Annotated in this window: 16 protein-coding genes; 6 read left to right on the plus strand and 10 right to left on the minus strand. The window is 58.6% G+C overall.

Translation table 11 applies throughout. From position 1 onward, the window contains the following. Positions 1-14: 14 nt before the first annotated feature. Positions 15-1148 carry a hypothetical protein gene (locus DW823_RS07180; RefSeq protein ID WP_118081415.1) on the plus strand — a complete coding sequence of 378 codons (1134 nt, stop codon included), beginning with the start codon at positions 15-17 and terminating at the stop codon, positions 1146-1148. Between the two features lie 44 nt (positions 1149-1192). On the opposite strand, the gene DW823_RS07185 is transcribed toward DW823_RS07180, so the two are convergent. The 4 genes from DW823_RS07185 to DW823_RS10070 all read right to left on the minus strand — a co-directional run bounded on the left by DW823_RS07185 (position 1193) and on the right by DW823_RS10070 (position 6743). Beyond that, a complete protein-coding gene (locus DW823_RS07185) occupies positions 1193-4447 on the minus strand; it encodes an ABC transporter ATP-binding protein/permease (protein WP_118081416.1) in 3255 nt (1084 codons plus the stop codon). A 253-nt stretch (positions 4448-4700) separates the two neighbouring features. After that, complete coding sequence (locus DW823_RS07190; protein ID WP_118081419.1) at positions 4701-5672, minus strand: TlpA disulfide reductase family protein; 972 nt, start codon at positions 5670-5672, stop codon at positions 4701-4703. Between the two features lie 29 nt (positions 5673-5701). After that, positions 5702-6604 (minus strand): 4Fe-4S binding protein, encoded by a 903-nt coding sequence (locus DW823_RS07195; protein ID WP_118081421.1) that lies wholly within the window; start codon positions 6602-6604, stop codon positions 5702-5704. Continuing rightward, positions 6597-6743: a CD1871A family CXXC motif-containing protein gene (locus tag DW823_RS10070; RefSeq protein WP_040219972.1), complete on the minus strand. Its 147-nt coding sequence runs from the start codon at positions 6741-6743 to the stop codon at positions 6597-6599. The genes DW823_RS07195 and DW823_RS10070 overlap by 8 nt, the downstream gene beginning before the upstream one ends. Positions 6744-6833: 90 nt before the next feature. On the opposite strand from DW823_RS10070, the gene DW823_RS07205 reads away from it, so the two are divergent. From DW823_RS07205 to DW823_RS07215, 3 genes are read left to right on the plus strand one after another with little or no spacing between them, the layout of a single operon-like run. Beyond that, positions 6834-7508, plus strand: a complete 675-nt coding sequence (locus DW823_RS07205) for a response regulator transcription factor (protein ID WP_304999854.1) — start codon at positions 6834-6836, stop codon at positions 7506-7508. Continuing rightward, positions 7505-8644, plus strand: coding sequence for a cell wall metabolism sensor histidine kinase WalK (locus DW823_RS07210; RefSeq protein WP_118081425.1), 1140 nt, complete (start codon positions 7505-7507; stop codon positions 8642-8644). Before DW823_RS07205 ends, DW823_RS07210 begins: the two co-directional genes overlap by 4 nt. A gap of 30 nt (positions 8645-8674) precedes the next feature. Beyond that, the gene (locus DW823_RS07215) at positions 8675-9142 is read left to right on the plus strand and encodes an arginase family protein (protein WP_199574392.1); all 468 of its coding nucleotides are present in this window, start codon (positions 8675-8677) and stop codon (positions 9140-9142) included. A 529-nt stretch (positions 9143-9671) separates the two neighbouring features. On the opposite strand, the gene DW823_RS07225 is transcribed toward DW823_RS07215, so the two are convergent. The 4 genes from DW823_RS07225 to DW823_RS07240 form a co-directional block, all read right to left on the minus strand. Then, positions 9672-10355: a hypothetical protein gene (locus DW823_RS07225; RefSeq protein WP_117848186.1), complete on the minus strand. Its 684-nt coding sequence runs from the start codon at positions 10353-10355 to the stop codon at positions 9672-9674. A gap of 413 nt (positions 10356-10768) precedes the next feature. Then, positions 10769-11023, minus strand: a complete 255-nt coding sequence (locus DW823_RS07230; RefSeq protein ID WP_118081429.1) for a hypothetical protein — start codon at positions 11021-11023, stop codon at positions 10769-10771. 15 nt (positions 11024-11038) lie between these two features. Next, positions 11039-11662, minus strand: coding sequence for a DUF1700 domain-containing protein (locus tag DW823_RS07235; protein ID WP_118081432.1), 624 nt, complete (start codon positions 11660-11662; stop codon positions 11039-11041). Then, the gene (locus DW823_RS07240; RefSeq protein ID WP_006234594.1) at positions 11649-11969 is read right to left on the minus strand and encodes a PadR family transcriptional regulator; all 321 of its coding nucleotides are present in this window, start codon (positions 11967-11969) and stop codon (positions 11649-11651) included. The genes DW823_RS07235 and DW823_RS07240 overlap by 14 nt, the downstream gene beginning before the upstream one ends. A 657-nt stretch (positions 11970-12626) precedes the next feature. Here DW823_RS07240 and DW823_RS09865 point away from each other — a divergent pair. Further along, positions 12627-13631, plus strand: coding sequence for a helix-turn-helix transcriptional regulator (locus DW823_RS09865; protein ID WP_199574394.1), 1005 nt, complete (start codon positions 12627-12629; stop codon positions 13629-13631). Between the two features lie 157 nt (positions 13632-13788). Next, positions 13789-18156, plus strand: coding sequence for a hypothetical protein (locus DW823_RS07250; RefSeq protein ID WP_118081434.1), 4368 nt, complete (start codon positions 13789-13791; stop codon positions 18154-18156). Positions 18157-18245: 89 nt separating this feature from the next. Here DW823_RS07250 and DW823_RS07255 read toward each other — a convergent pair whose 3' ends face one another. Together DW823_RS07255 and DW823_RS07260 are read right to left on the minus strand one after the other, a co-directional pair. After that, on the minus strand, positions 18246-18830 hold the full coding sequence (locus DW823_RS07255; protein ID WP_117746123.1) for a hypothetical protein: 585 nt from the start codon (positions 18828-18830) through the stop codon (positions 18246-18248). 9 nt (positions 18831-18839) lie between these two features. Beyond that, a complete protein-coding gene (locus DW823_RS07260) occupies positions 18840-19070 on the minus strand; it encodes a helix-turn-helix transcriptional regulator (RefSeq protein WP_117746122.1) in 231 nt (76 codons plus the stop codon). Between the last annotated feature and the right edge of the window lie 6 nt (positions 19071-19076).

The raw sequence follows: 19076 nt of genomic DNA on the forward strand, positions 1-19076 counted from the left end.
TCCAAGGACCAGCTATGGCAACACTCTCCGAACAAGAACGTAAACGCATCCAGCGATACTGCATTTGCCCAAAGGTTGCCGGCGCGGCGCTTGCCATGGCATTCGTGCTGCCCTTATCGATCATTCCTTTCGAGATGATCGACGACATCGTCTTCCACCATGAAGGATTCCAAGACACGGGCATGATGGCCGCCCTGGCACTCGCCGTCGTCGAGCTCGTCATATTTTGCTACTGCACTCTCGCGCCGCGCTTTGGCATGCGCGGCAAGCAGTGGAGGGAAATGCAGCACCGGCTCGCCGTCGAGCAGAGCGAAAAAGACCGCTCGGCACAGATTGCAGGCGTTGTTGGCACGCAGGCCGCCGCGCGTCTGCTCAAGAACAGCGACAACGAAACCGCACGCAACCTGGGCGGCGCGGCAGAAGTCGCCGCTGCCGCAGGAGCCGTCGCCACCGCGGCAGACGTGCTTGCCGAGAGCTTTGCCAACGCAAAGGCCATGGCAGAGGCCTGTGGCGTGCCTATCCCCCGTGCAAAAAAGTGGATCGTCGCGCTTGTGGCACTGCCCCTCGCAATCGTGTGCGGCGCCTATATCCCGCAGCTGGCGCAGGGAAACATCGAGATGCAACAGAACGCCGCGGCCGCGGCCGAGCAGATCGCCATCGCCCGCAAGGCATTAGAGCCCGCATGCGAGTACGTGTCCGCCGATGACCCATACGAGCGATATCAAGATTACGGCTATCATGTCCGCGGCTATCTGCACGAAGGCGACTCCGACGCCCAGAAGACCTATACGTATCTGGACTTTGACAACAAGGGGACGCTCAAGGAAGTGAGCTACGCGGCAGAGGTCGACCCCAGCGCGAGCCTCGAGGATAACCTTGCCCGCATCGAACGCGAGCTTGACGAGCTTTCCTCTGCCGTTCAAACCGTTGACGTCAAGACGGTGAGCCCCGAGCTCTTGGCACCGCAGAAACTCCCCGAAGAGTTTAGGCAGGCATTTTTGAACGGCTCACTCTACGAGAGAATCTCTATCAGGACGAGTGACGACCTCATCAAAACGTATTACTCGTTTGATACGGATCCTAAGGACGAGTTTGACGAGTACACCCATCCAACCATCCGCATCACGCTGATGAGCAAAACAAACTAGGTGCAGGGAGATGAATGTGACAAAGGGGCTGTCCCTTTGTCACATTATTCGGAACGTAGGGCCTCCACGGGGTCTTTCTTGGATGCGCTGCGGGCCGGCAGCAGGCCAGCGACAACCGTCAGCAGCACCGAAATCGCGATGAGCACCAACGCATCCTGCACGGGCAGGCTCATCAGATTGGGCACTTGTTTGGCAGCAAGCGCCCAGGCATTAACCGGAAAGCTCACGGCCACCACGACGACAATGGCAAAGACGCCGGCGATGAGGCCTTCGATAAAGGTCTCGGCGTTGAACACGTTGGCCACGTTGCGCTTGGACGCGCCGATCGCGCGCAGGATGCCAATCTCCTTTTTACGTTCCAGTACGCTGATGTAGGTGATGATGCCGATCATGATTGAGCTGACGACCAAGCTGATGCTCACAAAAGCGATGAGCACCAAGCTGATGGTGTTCACGATGTCGGTCACCGAGCCCATGATGATGCCCATGTAGTCGGTATACGAGATTGCCTGCTCATCGTGACCAGCGGCTTTGGCCTGTTTGTTGTACGCATCGATGCGATCAAGAACGCGCTCCTTGGCCTCAAAGTCACGCGGGAAAATCTTGACCGAGATGGGGTCCGCCTCGTCCGCATAGCCCAACGTGGTCAGATTGTTGTCGTAGGTGAGCTTCGATGCCTTGGCATAGCTCATCATGAGCGAACTCAGGTCCTCGGCGTCCATGTTGAAGTGGATGGCACGAGCAAAGGCGCCCGCATCCACACGCATAGCGCTCGCCAGGTTGGCAAAACTCGAAGACATCTGCGTCGCCATCTGGCCCATGAGCCCCGCCGCGCCCGCCTTGAGCTGAGCCGACACCGTTGTCGCAATCTGCTCACTAATTGTCTGCATCACCTGATCCATAGCCTGCTGCAGATACGGAGCCAGCTGCTTTTGCACATAGTCGGTCATCGCCCGTTGCAGGCGCTCGGCCAGGGCATCGCCGCCGAGCGCTTTGAGCTGGGCCAGGATTTGCTGGGCTGCCGTATCACTCTCAAGATACGTCGAGAACGCGGCGGCAAGCTTTGATGCGTCCTTAAGATCATCGGGCGACAGCGCCTTAAACTGATCAGACCGCAAAAAGCCCTCAAACAGCTGGTTGGCAAGCGTTCCCACCTGCTGCATTTGCTCGGGCGTGAGCTCCAGACCGTCAAAGATGCCCGAGAAATCGGGGGTCGGCGCTTTGGCCATGATGTCGGTGAAGTCGATATCCTTCCCAACGCCCGAAAGGTCAATGTCCAGCCCGGACAAGTCGATGCCAGAAAGGTCCATGCCGCCAGCCGCGCCCGAGAGCGCAGACGAATCGAGTGAGAACGCGCTCTTCAGAGCCGCCTCGTCCACACTGAACATACTGCCCAGATCAACGCCTTGCTTGGCCTCGCCTTGCAACTCGTCAAAGGTTTTGCCCGTAAAGACATCCGTCTCGGGGTGGGCAAGCTGCTCCTGCACAATCTGCGAATCGGCAGCACGCTCCATAAGCTGGCGAGTCAGCGCATGCGTATAGGCAATGCCCGGGGATAATGCGCTCGCGTTGGCCGTCTCATTGGGTCGCACCACGCCCACAATGCGCACGTCGATGCCGTCGGCAACCTTGGCCGCCATAAAGTCGGCATCGCCAGACATGTCAGTCCACATGCCGGTCTCTTCATTTTTGCGATAGGCATCTGCCGGCGACAGCACCTTAAACGTCGTGGACAGCGCATCGTCGTAGGTAAAGTCGGTGCCGGCCTTGGGCGTCTCGACCTTGCCGTCGGCCGTCATGGCACTGTTGACCAGGTCGTTGAGCTCATCGATATCCAGCGCACCGATGCTGTAGAGCGTGTAGTCGCCCACCGTGCCGCGGCTCGAAAGCACCATCACGGCCTCGTTGGCGGACGTAGGCCAATGGCCGGCAACGACATCGTACTGGCTATCGAGCAGGCTCTGGTCGTCAATCATCTCATTAAAGACCGACGTCCCCATGGAGTCCATGCTCACCGTTGCCGCCGAGCTTGCGCCTCCGCTCATGGCCTCGGTCATGGCGTTGGGCACCAGCCGGACAGGCTTCTCATCGCCCTTCCCGGCACGATAGACATCCGGCGTCACGCCATAGCCGTACTGGATGGCATTGACCTCTTTATTGATACCGTCGCCACCGGCATCGAGCCATGCCTTAAAGCTCGTCATATCGTTAGATTTAACGCTCGCAAACATGTCCTTTACGGCCGTGACCACGGGAATCGTATCGGTTCCCTTAGCCTTGCCGCCGACGCTGTCGTCGGACGAGTCCACGTTTTCAGGCGAGCCATCATCCGTGGCCCCCTGTCCGCCCATCATGGACGACAGGTCGTAATCCTGCTTGGAAATGGTGAGCGGATAGCTCGACAGCGTATCCTCCTCGACCTTTTTGATGTAGCCGTTTACGCCGTTGGACAGCGCTAGGATCGCCGCAATGCCGATAATGCCAATCGAACCTGCAAAGGCCGTCATGGCCGTGCGACCCTTCTTGGTCATGAGGTTTCGGGCAGAAAGCCCCAACGCCGTCACAAAGCTCATCGAGGTTTTGCGCGTAGGCTTAGCCTCGCGACGCACGGCCTTTGCTGCATCAAAGGGGTCGGAATCGTCGGTGATCTTGCCGTCCGCCAGGTTAACGATGCGCGTGGCGTACTGGTACGCCAGCTCGGGATTGTGCGTGACCATAATAACCAGACGGTCGCGCGCCACGTCCTTGAGCAGATCCATGACCTGTACGGATGTCGTTGAATCCAAAGCGCCGGTCGGCTCGTCTGCCAGCACAATCTCGGGATCATTAATCAGGGCGCGGGCGATGGCCACACGCTGCATCTGCCCGCCCGAAAGCTGGCTCGGGCGCTTGTTAACGTGCTCGCCCAGGCCGACTTTCTCCAACGCCTCGCGCGCACGCTGGCGACGCTCGGCATGCCCCACGCCCGTGAGCGTAAGCGCCAGCTCCACGTTTTCCAAGATGGTCTGATGTGGGATAAGGTTATAGCTCTGGAACACAAAGCCGATGCGGTTGTTGCGATAGGCATCCCAATCGCGATCGTGAAAGTCCTTGGTCGATATGCCGTCGATCAGCAAGTCACCAGAATCGAAATGATCGAGCCCACCGATAACGTTGAGCATCGTAGTTTTGCCCGAGCCCGAGGGACCCAGAATGGCCACGAACTCGTTATCGCGAAAAGACAGGCTTACGCTATCGAGCGCCACCTGCGTAAACGACTGCGTAACGTACCTTTTGCAAATACTCTTGAGCTCCAACATGGACGGCAACCTCTCCCACGCAGGCGCACTTGCCCGCTCTCCCCCGCCGTTCGTATTCGACGCGTTTGTCCTACTCTATCCCCATTTTTTGCCGGCGCCAGTGAGGAATGTAACGAAGCACGCCAAAAAACGAACGGGACGGCGCCTAAAAAAGAGGTCCCGAGCGGGACCTCTTTATGGTGGAGATTATCTTGAAAGGGAGCGGGCTACTTCGTACAGCGGCGCACGATCCTCGCTGTGCTTTACGCGTTTTCTACTGCTCGCTATCCGCAATCGCCTGGTCGATAAGCTTGTCGAGCGCTGCGCGCTGCTCGGCGGAGCTGATGGCTCCCACGATTGGATCCCCTACGATGTTGCCATTCTGATCGATGACATACGTTGTCGGGAACGAGAACAAATTTGACGTAAACTTACCGGCCTCGCTATCCGACTTGAACCAGATGTTCTTATACGTCACGCCCTTCTTGCTCAGCACGTCCTTGGCATCTGCAATCTCGCCCTTGTTGCCATCGAGCGTAAAGGAATTGACGCCCACGACCTGACCGCCCTTCTTGGCAAGCTCCTGATTCAGCTTCTCAAGATCGCCCAGCTCGCCCACGCACGGCTTGCAAGTGGTGAACCAGAAGTTCATGACGGTGACCTTGTTCTTAGAGAACAGCTCGTCGCTACTCACGTCGTTGCCATCCAGGTCCTTGCCCATAAAGCTGGGGAACTTCGTCGCCTCGCTCGAAGCATTGGCACCAGCCGTCATGCCAGCGGCCGAAGCGTCGACGCTCTCGCCTTCGCTCGGCGTGCTTCCACAGCCGGGGAACTCCTTCTCCAAGCTCTCGAGCTTGTCCTCGATCTCCTTGATCTGCTGTGCACCGGCCTTGAGCGTCTTGAGCTCATCCGCCGTGAACTCATCCTTGGCACCGTCGATGGTCTTGAGCAGGAAATCGCCGTAATTGCTACCGTCCTCAATCATTGCCGATTCTTTATTTGCCGCATTGAATACCTTTTCCCACAGCGCGTTATCACTCGAAAGGATATCGTTCTCCTTTTTCATGAGCTTCGCATACAGCTCAGCGGCCTCGTCGGCATTGGTCGGCTTCTGCGCAGTGAGTTCTGCGATCTTAGGATCGGAGCTCGCAGATTCGCTCACATTGCCACCGGGCGCCGAACATGCCACAAGACACAAGGCCAATACCGGCACCATAAACAGGGCCGCAATCTTAGAAAGCTTCATAGTCATTCCTCCGTTTTGTCGAAGCTTGTTTACTTTTTATCGGCGGTCAAGGGAAGCTTTTCCGCCGACACATCCAGGCCATAGCGATAGCTGATGGCATCGACAGGACAGGCCCCGATGCACTTTCCGCACCGGATACATTCGGCATGATTGGGCGCGCGGACCACATCAACGTCCATCTGACAAACCCTTGAACACTTGCCGCACGAGACGCATTTGCATGCATCGACCCGAATCCCTAGCAGGGATACCTTATTCATGAGCGCATAGAATGCGCCGAGCGGGCAAATCCATTTGCAGAAGGGGCGGTAGAACAAAACGCTCAGCACTACCACGGCAATGAGAACGGCAAGTTTCCAAGTAAAGAGATGTCCCAACGCAGATCGAATGCCGGTATTGGCAATGGCCAGCGGAATGGCGCCCTCGAGCACGCCCTGCGGACAGATGTATTTGCAAAAGAACGGATCTCCCATCCCCAGGTCGTTGACCACCAGCACAGGCAGCAATACCACAGCAAACAGCAGCACGAAGTATTTGATATACGTAAGCGCCTTGAGCTTTTTTGTCGAAAGCTTTTTGCCGGGAATCTTATGAAGCAGCTCCTGCAGCCAGCCAAACGGGCACAGAAAGCCGCATACAAAGCGTCCCAGCAGCACGCCGAGCAAAATGAGCGTACCGGTAACGTAGTAGGAGAAGTTAAACTTAGATGAACCTACCACCGACTGGAACGACCCGATGGGGCACGCACCCGATGCCGCGGGGCACGAATAGCAGTTAAGCCCGGGTACGCAGACTGTTTTTCCCGCGCCCTGATAGATGCCGCCTTTAGCAAAGTTTGGCAGGTGAATGTTGGTGATGAGCGTTGCCGCCGCCTGAATGAATCCGCGAGATCGGGCCAAAACATGCGACACGGTGTTTTTTCTTTTATCCAATTCCGATACACTCCAAGCACAGCCTAATCGCTTTGGCCAGCACGGCATCCGCCTCGCCACGCATAACGCCAAAGCACACCATGGCAATTCCGACGATCAACAAAGCGACCTGTACCACGGGTTTTACTGCTTTGAACAACCCAACCACTCCTTTCGTTACGCGACCATTGGACCATATCGACTATAAAATCCGTGTTAAGCGCGATTTGGAATGTGCAAGGAGACTGTTATGCGTATTTTGATCGTCGAAGACGAGCGAGCACTGTGCGATGCAATCGCACGCAGCTTGCGAAACCTGGCGTACAGCGTCGACTGCTGCCACGATGGACGGGAGGCACTCGACCTGCTGGGCGTCGAAGTCTTTGACCTCGTGGTACTCGACCTCAATCTCCCCCGCATCGACGGCATGACCGTGCTCAGGGAACTTAGGAAAACCGACTGCGAGACCAAGGTACTGATTCTGTCCGCACGTGGCGAAGTATCCGATAAAGTCGCCGGACTCGATGCCGGCGCCAACGATTACCTCACCAAGCCGTTTCATCTGGACGAACTTGCGGCAAGGATCCGCAGCCTCACCCTCAGGCGCTTCACACAAAGCGACATAGTTTTAACCTGCGGAAAGCTCAGCTTTGACACCAAGGTGCGCATCGCTTCCGTGGACAGTGAGGCTCTATCTCTTACACGCAAGGAAACGGGAATCTTGGAATACCTGATGCTTAATCAGGGGCGTCCGGTAAGTCAAGAGGAGCTTATCGAGCACGTTTGGGATAGCAGCGTGAACAGCTTTAGCAACGCAACCCGCGTTCACATCTCGTCACTCCGCAAAAAGCTACGCAGCGCTTTGGGATACGACCCGATTCGCAATCGGATTGGAGAGGGCTACGTTATGGAGGATAGCGAATGAAAAGGCTTTCGCTGCAATGGCGCATAACGATTATGACAGCACTGCTCACGTGTGCGGCATGCGTGCTGACGAACTGCCTGGTCGGCTATACGGGCATGCGCTACATGGATGCCATCGGCAGTAACATCTCGGCCTTTAACGCAACCGGCGAAGATTCGCCCCAGGCGTTCGACCCAACGAAAGCGACCCCCGATGACGAGGTCACGATCATCGTAAACGACGCACAGGAGTCTTTTGGCACGACAGCCTGGTACATCACGGCTGGAGTCACACTCCTTGGCGGCGTGCTGGCATACTTTGTGAGCGGCCGTGCACTCAAACCGCTGCGGGCTTTTGCAGCCCAGGTTGAGCGCGTGCAGCCTGACAACCTAAGCGAAATCAGACTCAGTGAAGATGTGCCCACCGAGCTACAACGATGCAGCGCCTCTTTCAACGACATGATCGCCCGTCTTGGCGAAGGGTTCTCTGCACAGCGTCAGTTTACCGGCAACGCCGCACACGAGCTGCGCACCCCGCTCGCTCTTATGCAAGCACAAATTGAACTCTTCATCTCCGAGCACTCCGGTTTGCAAGCCGAAACAGCCGAGCTGCTCGGCCTGCTACAAGAACAAACTGAGCGCATGTCTCGAATGACCAAGGTATTGCTCGAGATGAGTGAGCTCCGCAGCGTTCCTTGCGAGGACGATGTTGAACTTGGCCCCTTGTCCGAAGAGGTCCTCACCGACCTTGCGCCACTTGCCGAGAATAGGGGCATAGCCCTCAATTGTGCTGGAGACGCTTTAGTAATCGGGAGCGACACGCTCCTCTATCGGCTGGTGTTTAACCTGGTCGAAAATGCCATCCGTTACAGCCACCCCGGCTCGACTGTCAGCGTCTCCATCAGCGACAACGACAGCCGCGTGTTCCTGCGAGTCAAAGATGAGGGCCCGGGAATACCCAAGCAGCACCGAGAGAGCATCTTCCAGCCGTTCTTTCGTCTAGACAAATCCCGCAGCAGGGCATACGGCGGCGCAGGGCTCGGGCTAGCGCTTGTTTGGGAGATTGCAGCGCTTCACGGTGGCACGGTAGAGGTCGAAGCAAGTTCCGAGAACGGGACCGTGATGCTCGTGACCCTCTCAAAGGGGGCCACCACGTGATCCGACTGTCCAGGAGTCCCACTCGACATTGTGAAACGCGTCCCAAAACTTGGACATGAGAAATGGGAGACAGTTCGCATCTATGCCGAGGACGAAGTCCTGGCGGGGATTCAGGATGCGCAGAGGAAGCTTGCGGCAGAAAACCCCGACAGAGTCGTGACCGTCGGCGGCAACTGTATGGTGTCGCCTGCCCTCTTCGATTACCTGCACGGGAAATACGAGAACGTTGGAATCGTCTGGATCTATGCGCATCCGGATGTATCCACGCTGAATGATGGCTACCCCAACGCTCACGCCATGGTACTTGGCAGCCTTTTGGAACAGGGTGCACCGCAACTCGTTTCGCGGATGCGGCATCCGGTGTTTAAGCCGAGCGATGTCCTGCATGTCGGGCTACAGCAGCTCCACGACTATCAGGAAGTTTGCTTAAACAAGCATAGGTGTTGCGGTTTTAGCCGATGTCCTCATGGAGGAAAACGACATGCTGGGTCTGTCTGATTAAAGTCCAACAGTTTCCATGAGGCATCTAGCACGGTAAAAGCTAAAGACCCGGGAGACCCCAAACTGTCAACCATCTTTACGGGTGCAAGGGAAACGGGCAAGACAGCCCCCTCTCACTCCTATCCGAAACGGCGCTTGAACACGGCTGGATTGCAGCGAATGTCTCCGCCATGCCCGGCATGCTCGAAGATATCATCGAGCACACAAAGGAGGCCGCAGGCCGTTACCTCTCGCAGCCCCATACACGCGTGAGCGGAGTTCAAGTTGGGCAGCGGGGCGGTTTAGCGCGCCAATATAATCAAATCGTGTACTTCCATAGCCTCTCGTCTACGTGGTGTACCGTCGTCTCCCCTTTTATCAGAGTTGGGCGATTTTCAGGCACCCGAGCTGAACTCAAATTGAACTCAACGATGCCTTATCGGTCGAGGGCGTCCTAGCGAGAATATACAGAGGCGCACATTTCGCAGGGAACCTCCCATTCGTTATCATATCGGGATGCTGTCAAGGCAGCGTCAATGCGTTCGACCTACACCTTCTCGCTTTTCGAGGCCTCGTCTGCAGGACCATCGGAATCGATACGGAATCGATCGGCATACCATTCATCCGAAGCAATCACCTTATGGAGCATCTGGAGATGCAGGTCGACATAGTGGCAGAACGCCTTGCCGCATTCCACGAGAGGCGCATTGTTTCTCTCGTTGGGCTCGGCTCCAAAATTAAACTCGACCTCATAGCCCTCCCCAGGCACACCCATGCTCGGCAGAATATCAATGGAGAAGTGGACGAATCCAGACGTCACCTTGTATACATCTTTTACCTTTGGATCGAACTTCTCGAGTAAGTCTTGAAGTCTTCCATCGGACATCTTCTCACCCGAGAAATCTTTCAGCTTGTTCACAGGCACACCTTGAAACACCTGCTTGAGAAAGTCATCCTGGTCTTCGGCGGCGAATAATGCGAATGTCCGCAGGCAGACTCCAACCTGTGCGCGGAGAAGCTGGGCGACGCAAACAAGATTCCTCGACTCGAGCATGGAGATGAATCCGTCTATCAGTCTCATCGCATACTCAGAGGAGGATGCCAGATATAGATCCCATTGGGTAAAGTCACCGTTCATGAAGGGAATCACTGCATTGCGCTCGGCGACTCTCAAGGCACTCAGGCTTTGTTCTATTTTCTCAGCTTCTTGTTTGAACTGTTCGCTATCCAAAATGCCCCCAAATGCCGGCTTCTCAACAAATCAAAAAAGCAAGAGAGACAGAGATTAGGTTCCTGCTCCACTGAACCCGCGCTTCCAGTCGAGACACTCCTCCTCGAAGATCTCCCCAGAGTCCCGTCTCTCGCGCCCCTCACGGAACTGTCCATATCAGTGTAGCCAATCCAAGCACAGCCCCACCGCACGGCCCAGTCGCTTCCGGTCCTGCGTGGCCCCGTGAAGGCGGAAGGGCGTGGTTGTCGTCATCGCGTTCCTTTCTCCTCGTACCTTTTTGGGCATGCGTCACGGGCCCCCGCGCGGCGCTGAGAGCGAATCGGCGCAGGCTTGGGGCCAGTTGCGTAGAGGTTGAGGTTCGGGTTTCGCCGGCTTACGCAGCTTGGCGGGCAGAGCGCCCGGGCTCGCTGCGCCTAGGGCGCGGCGGGATCCGCGACGCCGGAGGTGTCGATCTCGCCCAGATTGGCGAGCTGCTCGATGAGGGGGAGGCCCATCGGGTCGTCCACCTCGACGCCGCCGAGCACGATGGTGCTGTCGCGCGTGTCGATTTGGGTTGTGAACACGGCCGGGTCGAAGCCCGAAGCGATAAAGCCAATGCCCGCGAGGACAACACCCGCGGCAACGAGCCCGCCCGCCACGGCGAGGTAGATCTTCTTCGCGCTGGTCATGGTACTCACTCCTTTCTACGCCGCGAGATGCGCGGCAGCGCCGCCCTTCTCGCCCTTACCCTTCCAGAAGGGCGAGGCGGCCTTCCTCGCCCAGAGCGCCGAGAGGCGCGCAATTTGTTTTGAGGCGGCCCAAGCGCCAGCACCAACGAAGAGCGCCACGCCGACGAGGCCGAGCCCCACGCCCGCCGAGGCGAGGGCGTACGGGAAGTGGCCGATGGTGACGCCGCTTACGACAAGCAGGAGCTCAACTACGCCCACGCTCCCGAGTGCCACCGCGACGATCCACACGCAGAGCGCCAGCAGCCAGATGCAGATATAGACCGTGACGGCCACGGCGGCGAAGGCGGCGAGCAGCGGCACCCACACCGGGGAGCCCACGATGGTCAGCACCCACAGCAGCGTGGTGCTGCGCCGGCGCGTCCTCGCGATCGCGCGCGGCACGGCGGGCAGGTCGTCGAGCGTGGCCTCCGCCACCTCGCCGGGCGTGCCCATGGCGGCCACGGCCTCCTCCTCGCTCATACCGTCCTCCATGCGGTCGGCGATGGCCTCCGCATAGAACGCCTTGGTCTCCTCCACCTGCTCGGCCGGCAGGCAGGCGAGCAGCTCGCCCAACCGGCCCAGAAACTCATCGCGCGTCATGGTGCGCCCCCTCAACATATGCGTAAATCTCCCGTACGGACGGCCACTCGGCCAGGAACTCCTCGATGCGTGCTCGCCCGTCGTCCGTGATGCGGTAGTACCGGCGCAGCCGCCCGTTGTGCTCGGCGGAGCGCGCCGTGATGCACCCGGCCTTCTCCAGGCGCTTGAGCAGCGGGTAGAGCGTCGACTCCGTGAGCCCCATGCTCGCCGGTACGTCCTTCACGATCTGGTAGCCGTAGGACTCCTCGCCGGAGACGGCCGCGAGCACGCAGGCCTCCAGGAAGCCGCGCTTCATCTGTGCCTCCATCCGCACACCTCCTCTCGTCATATACTATGCTATACACACTATACGATGCAAGGTATTAGACGTCAACTCTCATCGCGAAGATTCTCCGGCCCCTGCGCGCTGTGAACGTGATGTCGCGGGGCGGTTGGCATTATGCATGAAACGTCAAGTAACGCTCTTTTGATCCACTTCCACTCGGCCCCATTCGCCTTGCACAACGCCCCCTTTCAACCTTGGGTTCAAGAGAGCCGCTAGGCTGGACGTGCCGGACGGTAAAGTCCTGGACGCCATGGTGGACTTCTCCGATGTCAGGGGGGGTCATAGGTCTACGCCGATGGAGGCCCACGTACGCGGCAGGGCTCGCCCGTCACCGCTGGTCGCCGGACGGCCGCCACGCCTCGCTCGCCAACGCACAGGCAACAGCAGCAGTCCAGCGCTGGCTGGAGACGCCGGAATGCCCAGAAGATGCGTTTCCCATCGCTGCGACAGAGCTTTTTGCAGGGGTGGCAATTTTTCCGAATGCCAAGGTCAGCTAGGCTTCGACAGCCACCTTGGGAGCATCGCCAATAGACTCTTCCTTTATACGTTCGGCATAATCGTAGGCGATACCCACAAATTCCAGTCCCGAGCAACAGGAGTACAATTGCTGCATTGTTGCCACCTGATGGGAGATGGAAGATGGACTGCGATGGCTACCCGCGCATTCCCATGCCGTTGATGTGCACTGCCTTTGTGCCGGGGCAGATTGACGCTGCGGTTGCAGGCATTTCCGACCCCGATTCACGCACCATCGCCACGGCAGAAGCGCTGTACTTTCGCGGACAGGCCACACCCGCCGCCGAGACAGCACGCCCCTATCTTGACGCCACCGACCCCGCACTGCGTTATTCCGCATGCCTTATCTGCGGATATGCCAGTCTGTCGCTCAACCGTATCGCCGATGCCCGCCGTTGCCTTGCGGGCATCCTCGATGCGCCAACTGACGAGGAATCGCCCGCCGTCCACGCCACGCATATCCTGTTCGCCTCCGCTGCGAGCGTCCTGCTGCACTTGCCTTCCCCGCATTCCGCCGAAGAGTTTTATCCACTTGCGGCGCATCTGCCCGAAGGCCTGCGCCTGTTCGCCAGCTACGTGATGGCGCATGCCCTGTACCTGCGCGGCGAATATGGCCGCAGTCTGGGCATGGCGGAAAACGCCCTGATCATGAAACAGGGAAGTTATCCCATCTCGGAGCTGTTCCTGCACTTGTCGGCTTCCATGGCCTGCATGAGCCTCAAGGACATCGACACCGCAAAGGCACACTTCGGAGCCGCTTGGGACGTTGCGCGTCCCGACGGCCTTATCGAACTCATCGGCGAGCACCACGGCCTTTTGCAGGGGCTTATCGAGGCGTGTCTAAAAACGCAATACCCTGACGACTTCGCACGCATCATCGAGATTACGTATCGATTCAGCTACGGCTGGCGGCGCATCCACAACCCCGATTCGGGCGAGGACGTGGCCGACGATCTAACGACCACGGAATTCACCATGGCCATGCTCGCCTGTCGCGGGTGGACCAACGCCGAAATCGCACGCCATATGGGAGTATCGCCGGGTACCGTCAAAAACCGCCTATCAGGAGTGTATGCCAAGCTTGGTATCGGAACTCGCGCCGAGCTGGTCGCGCATATGTTGCGTTAGCGGCCAGACTACCTGGCATATCGAAAGCGTCCCGGGGGCCCGACGCTTTCGCGCGCTCAAATTGGACATTTTGGCCATCGAACGGCACTACCGCCACGTGGCGCCTTCTCGCAAAATTGGATTATTTCCACCGATACCTGCGGGATGGGAGCCAAAGATGCTTGATCGCCGTTCGTTACTTGTTGCCGGAGCGTCCTCGCTGGCGAGCGTTATGTTGCCGCGCGTGCCGGGAAGCGCAAACGCCTTCATATTGCCGTTCGCGCCCACCGAAGCCCATGCCGACGAAAAAGACCCCTTCAGGGTGCTCGTTCTCTCGCGCACCATGTTTGGTGTGGTCGTGGTCGACGTTGCCAACAAGAATACGCCCATCACGGGTGCCCAGGTCACGCTCACATCGCGCTATGCCGCAGGCAAGCAACTCGCCGCCACGACCGATGACGAAGGCACGGCCATCTTTGAGGTCGCGCCGCTTTCGGAAGGCTACGTGGACGAGGCAACGCTTCTCGACGCGTACGACTTTAACGGCGGCATCTCCATTAGCATGGCAGGCTACCGCGATGTCGAGATTCCCCTCGCGCGTATCCAGGGCGGCACCGCCATAACCGCTCCAACGCGTCCGCTTTCCGACGGCGAGCCGTACTTTCGCCAGCTCACATTCGACGATTGGGACATCCAGTACGCCGACGCTACATTCATGGCACTGCCGAAGGACGACACGGCAAACGAGCAGCCCGACACGCACGCCTTTACCGTGCAGGCACATCTGCCACAGGGTGGACAGGCAACGCTGCACATCAACAAGGTAATGCCCGCCACGAGTAGCTCACCCGAAACCGTCACGCAGATTGGCCAAGTCAAGGCCAGCGCATCGGGCACGAATAATCTGGCGACGTTCACGCTCGAAGACAAGTTCCTCGATGCAGCGTCAAACCTTCTGGAAGAAGGGTGCAAGCTGCGCTTTGTCCTCGACTACCAGGGCAAAACCTACACGCTCTCATCCCCTATGGCCGTTGTTACCGCGCCGGCGGCAAAGGCGGAATCCGGATCGACCACTATCGTCCCCACTACCATGGACCAAGAGATCACTCCGTTTGATTTCCCGGCGGCGTTTCCCGGCATCGGCGGCAATAAGTTCACGTGCTGGATGCCCTCGTTCCCCATTTTGTTCGATTTCTCGTTTGCCGGATACGTGCTGTTTGGCGGAGGATACAAGCCGGTCGGCTACATGAACGATTCGGGCAATCCGGATCCGGAGTACTGGAAGAAGTCACCGCGCGAGTCGGGCACCAAGCAAGCAAACCGCTACCTCGACGAGATGGAGGGGAAGTGGAATCAGTACAAAAGCATGAGTGCCGGTTCGGGCACCGATCCAAGAAACACCAAGCTCCTTCGCCACCATTGCACGCTGCTGTTCACGATGGATATCGCCACACAGCTGTACGGCTCGCTCGCCTACGATTGGGTGGGCAAAACCTGGGGTAACAACAACGACCCCGCATACGGCAATATTAAGGCCCTCTTCCAGGTAAGAACCGACCTCAATTGGACCGAGCAGTTTACCCTAGGACCGGTGCCGTTTTTCTTAAACGTCAACCCCTGGGTGCTGGCAAAACTGGCGCTCGCCGTGGGCGCCCACACGCACGGCAGCGGCGCGGCGTTTTTCAAGAACATTTCGCTCGACTATTCCAATACGTCGGGATCGTTCACCATCCAGATCGGGCTTGCCGTCACCTTTGGCGCCGGCGTTGCAGGCGTCGCCTCGTCTGCCGTGCGCGGCGCCGCATCCCTCACGCTGTTCATTGGGTACGAGAAGGCAGATGGGCACCAGCTTCCGCGACTGCGCGTAGGTGCAGACGTCGATGTCGATGTGATACTCCAGTTTGTAATGTTCAAGTGGACCACCAAGGCTTGGTCGGGGTCGTGGCCCACACTCCTCGATTCGTGGAATATGTCGGTGAACAATGGCAACCAGTATGTGCTCCAGCGCTCTGAGCTCGCATTGGGTGGAGATACGCCTTACACGCTGGATGCCCGCTTCGGCACGCCCGGCAACATCGAGGCGGGCGGCGTGCCGCAATTTATCGCATCGGCCACCATCGTCACCAACGCCGAGCTGCTCGCACGCGCCGAGGTTAAGGCCACTGCCGTAAACGCCGCGCCTGTCGTGCGCGATTGGGATCAAGCGGTCACGTGCATTGAGCTCGAGGCGGATGCAGAAAGCGACGACGCGGGACAGATCGAGCATTTCGTCCATGCACTGATAGGGAACGACGAAAACGCCGCGCCGATGTACGAGTACACCTATATCGAGCAGGCGACGAACGCTGTTGCGGACCCCAACGCCAATTCTGCTGGTGTATCGGAGGACGAGCGTGGCGGCATCAAGCCCTCGAGCGACAACGTGCTGTTTTCCGGCGTGCTCAGCGAAGCTCACATGAAGCTGGCAATGATCGCCGGCGTAGAATGCCTGTTCCGTATCGCCTCGGTGCGCTACGGCGACAATGGCCGCTCGCGCCTGGTGGTGCACACAAAGGCAAACGGCACGTGGTCTGCCCCCATGCCCGTGGACTTCCCCCTTGGCTTTGGCGAGGGCGACGTGGAGCGCGACGGCATATTCGATTACGACTTCGACGTAGTGGAATATACGGACGGAAGAGAAAACCAGGACGCTTACGTGCTGCTGGTCTCGGGCGAGCGCCCCGACGGCGACAACACCCTTTTCGATACGGCAAGCACAGCCGGCATACTGTCCGTTGTGCGCCTGCGCATAAGCAACGACGGAGTTCGCGTGATGTCGCACACGTCGTGGCGCAGCATCTCGCGCGGCCGCCTTCAGGAGGATGGCCACCATTGTCTGCAGTGTCCACGCATCACGGTGGGCAAGACGCTGGTCGACGGGCGCCTGTCGGGCGCTTACCTCCACCGCCGCGGAACCACCGCAGAAAAGGCACTGGGCAATGAGGCAGAGGTTGCGCTGGAGTGCTTCACCCTGTGGTCGGATGATTTGGGCGACAGCCTCACGTTCCGTCAGGTCCTCCGCTTTCCGCAAGCGCCATCGAGCATCGAGCTGGGCGTACCCGAGAATATCAACGGCAAAATGGTGGTGCCCGTTGCATACGAAACTGCAAACGGTTGTGGCTGCGCATCGTATGCCGTGATCGGCCAGTCCATCGCGGGTTGGGGCGTTATGCCACCAGATGCCACAGTACCCCACGCGGTGCCGTGGCCACAACATTCGGGCTTTTTGGCAACCGTCAACGAGCAACTGCAGCATATTACTTGGACGCGAGGAGCATCGGCATTTGCAACGCAGCCCGTGGGTGCCGCAGGCTGTGGCCCGGCATCGTTTAGCGTAAGCGACAACGGCAGGTGCGCGCTCTATGTAGAGAACACCGATGGCAAGGTGGGACAAACCTACGACGAAGAAGGCAACCCGGTGGCAGTGATGGGCAAGCACTTCCGCATCTTCGCCAGCACCTTGGCAGGCGATCTGTTCACGGAGCCGTTCGTGATGTGCGAGCTGAACCATCCCGTCGATCAGATAACGACATTTTTGACGTCGGGGGGCATGCTCTCCGCGCTCGCCACGCACATTGTGAGCGCGGAGAAGAGCGAGGCAGAGCTGCACGGCATCGAAGTGCCCTTGGTGGCGTGTGCCACTCCGACGGGCGCGGTCGCTACCTCGGGCGCGGTGGTGCCCGGAGCAGCAGGCGAATCCTTCATGGTCACGGTGCGAAACGACGGCAACACCTTGCTGACCGCCGGCACGATCGATCTGTACCGAGAGGGCTCCAGCCAGCCGTTCTCCAGCGCATCCATCGGGTTCGGCGCGAACGCACGCATGGCTTCGATCTTTGATCCAGAGCTTGCCGAGGACGCTTCGGACAACGATATGGCACGCGTGAAATACGCGCTCGAGACGCTGGGCGCGCGTTTTGCAACGCACCCGCTGGTAGCCGACAACGGCAACGCCGTGCTGGCACCGGGTTGCACGGCACAGTTCCGCATGAGCTTCGCCATCCCCGAGAGTTGGGGCGACGAAGTGGGCAAACGCGTCACGCTGTATGCGAAGGCGCGTGACCTGGTAGCGCTCGATCCCGTAACGCTTGAGGAAATTCGACCGGGCGCAAACTCGGCGCTGGGTGCCGTACTGCATGAGCTTCATGTGCCTGACGCGGCATGCGAGCGCTCAGAAGTTCAGGTCGGCATATGCGACAGCGCGGATACGACAGGACTTCACGACGCCCCGATGACGGCGGACGGCGATGGTGGCTCGAGTGGCGGCGGTACTGACAAGGGCGGCGGCTCCGGCGGAAGCAGCTCCGGCAGTGGCAAGGACCACGGCAATAGCAAGCGCTCCGGAAAAGCGGGCGCGCTTGCGGGCACGGGCGATGTCAACGCTCCCCTTACGGCAGCCGCTGCAGCACTCGCCGCGGCAGGCGCCGGCCTCGTCGCCTACAGCGCCCGCCGCACGGCGCTCGAAAAAGACACCGCCAAGGAGGTCAATTCGGATAGGCCTCGCTAGCTCCTAGTTACTTTTGTGAGAGACGCCGACTCGGCTCATCGAACATCAAATGGGCTGGTTCTGGATACCCAGAGCCAGCCCATTTCGCATTAGATATCGTCAGTGGAGTCGAATTCTGCCTCGAGCTTGGCACGGCGTCTTTTCGCCGTGAAAAACGTTGCGCACAGGCCAGCAAACGTGGCCGCGAAAATCGTCGCACCGCAGAACACGCCCGTGGCCAGGTTCGCCAACCAAAAGACGCTTTCGAGTGGTACGATCTGCGCCTCAGCAATACAGCGCATTGCGGCAATAACAAGCGCGAACGCGGCGCCGCTAAGACCGCTGAGAAGCAGGAAATATCCAACAGGAAGATGCTCGGTTTGCCCAAAACGATTGGTGTCGACATAGCCCTTCCGCGTTTGCAGTCCTGCGCAAATCAACATCACGAGAACGAGCCACAAATACATGGCTACCTCGAACGGCGTTGCAAAGCCATGCGGCATTTCACTGGCGTCGCTGTGAACCCACGCGACCTGTCGAGCTATAAACTGGTAGAAAAAGATCATCAACATGCCAAACGAAAGCAGTACGAAACCAATCTTGTAGATCTTTGCGCTTTCCGCCTCCAGGCGCTCATCCTTTGGGCCGGCATATTCACGCCACTTTTGCACGATTTTCAGATCTTCATATTTCATAGCGAACTCCTAAAGAGTATTAGGGTCGGCGTCGGTTTCGTCTTCCCAAAACAAGTCGTTCAACGTAACGCGCAGCACCTTACAGATTGCCACGCACAAATTGAGCGTGGGGTTGTAGCCGCCCGCCTCGATAAGACCGATAGTCTGGCGCGTAACGCCCACGGCCTCGGCCAAGTCGGCTTGCGAAAGGCCAGCCGCCGCGCGCGCCGCCTTCATGCGAAGGTTTTTTTTACCCGGCATGGAGCC

Source organism: Collinsella sp. AM34-10 (assembly GCF_003469185.1).
Classification (GTDB): Bacteria; Actinomycetota; Coriobacteriia; order Coriobacteriales; family Coriobacteriaceae; genus Collinsella.

Bases quoted from the DNA above. Each gene is read 5' to 3' on its own strand.
- DW823_RS07230 (WP_118081429.1), bottom strand. From the start codon at position 11,023: ATGACCAGCGCGAAGAAGATCTACCTCGCCGTGGCGGGCGGGCTCGTT.
- DW823_RS09865 (WP_199574394.1), top strand. From the start codon at position 12,627: ATGGACTGCGATGGCTACCCGCGCATTCCCATGCCGTTGATGTGCACT.
- DW823_RS07205 (WP_304999854.1), top strand. From the start codon at position 6,834: ATGCGTATTTTGATCGTCGAAGACGAGCGAGCACTGTGCGATGCAATC.
- DW823_RS07180 (WP_118081415.1), top strand. From the start codon at position 15: ATGGCAACACTCTCCGAACAAGAACGTAAACGCATCCAGCGATACTGC.
- DW823_RS07190 (WP_118081419.1), bottom strand. From the start codon at position 5,672: ATGAAGCTTTCTAAGATTGCGGCCCTGTTTATGGTGCCGGTATTGGCC.
- DW823_RS07185 (WP_118081416.1), bottom strand. From the start codon at position 4,447: ATGTTGGAGCTCAAGAGTATTTGCAAAAGGTACGTTACGCAGTCGTTT.
- DW823_RS07250 (WP_118081434.1), top strand. From the start codon at position 13,789: ATGCTTGATCGCCGTTCGTTACTTGTTGCCGGAGCGTCCTCGCTGGCG.
- DW823_RS07235 (WP_118081432.1), bottom strand. From the start codon at position 11,662: ATGACGCGCGATGAGTTTCTGGGCCGGTTGGGCGAGCTGCTCGCCTGC.
- DW823_RS07210 (WP_118081425.1), top strand. From the start codon at position 7,505: ATGAAAAGGCTTTCGCTGCAATGGCGCATAACGATTATGACAGCACTG.
- DW823_RS07240 (WP_006234594.1), bottom strand. From the start codon at position 11,969: ATGGAGGCACAGATGAAGCGCGGCTTCCTGGAGGCCTGCGTGCTCGCG.
- DW823_RS07260 (WP_117746122.1), bottom strand. From the start codon at position 19,070: ATGCCGGGTAAAAAAAACCTTCGCATGAAGGCGGCGCGCGCGGCGGCT.
- DW823_RS07255 (WP_117746123.1), bottom strand. From the start codon at position 18,830: ATGAAATATGAAGATCTGAAAATCGTGCAAAAGTGGCGTGAATATGCC.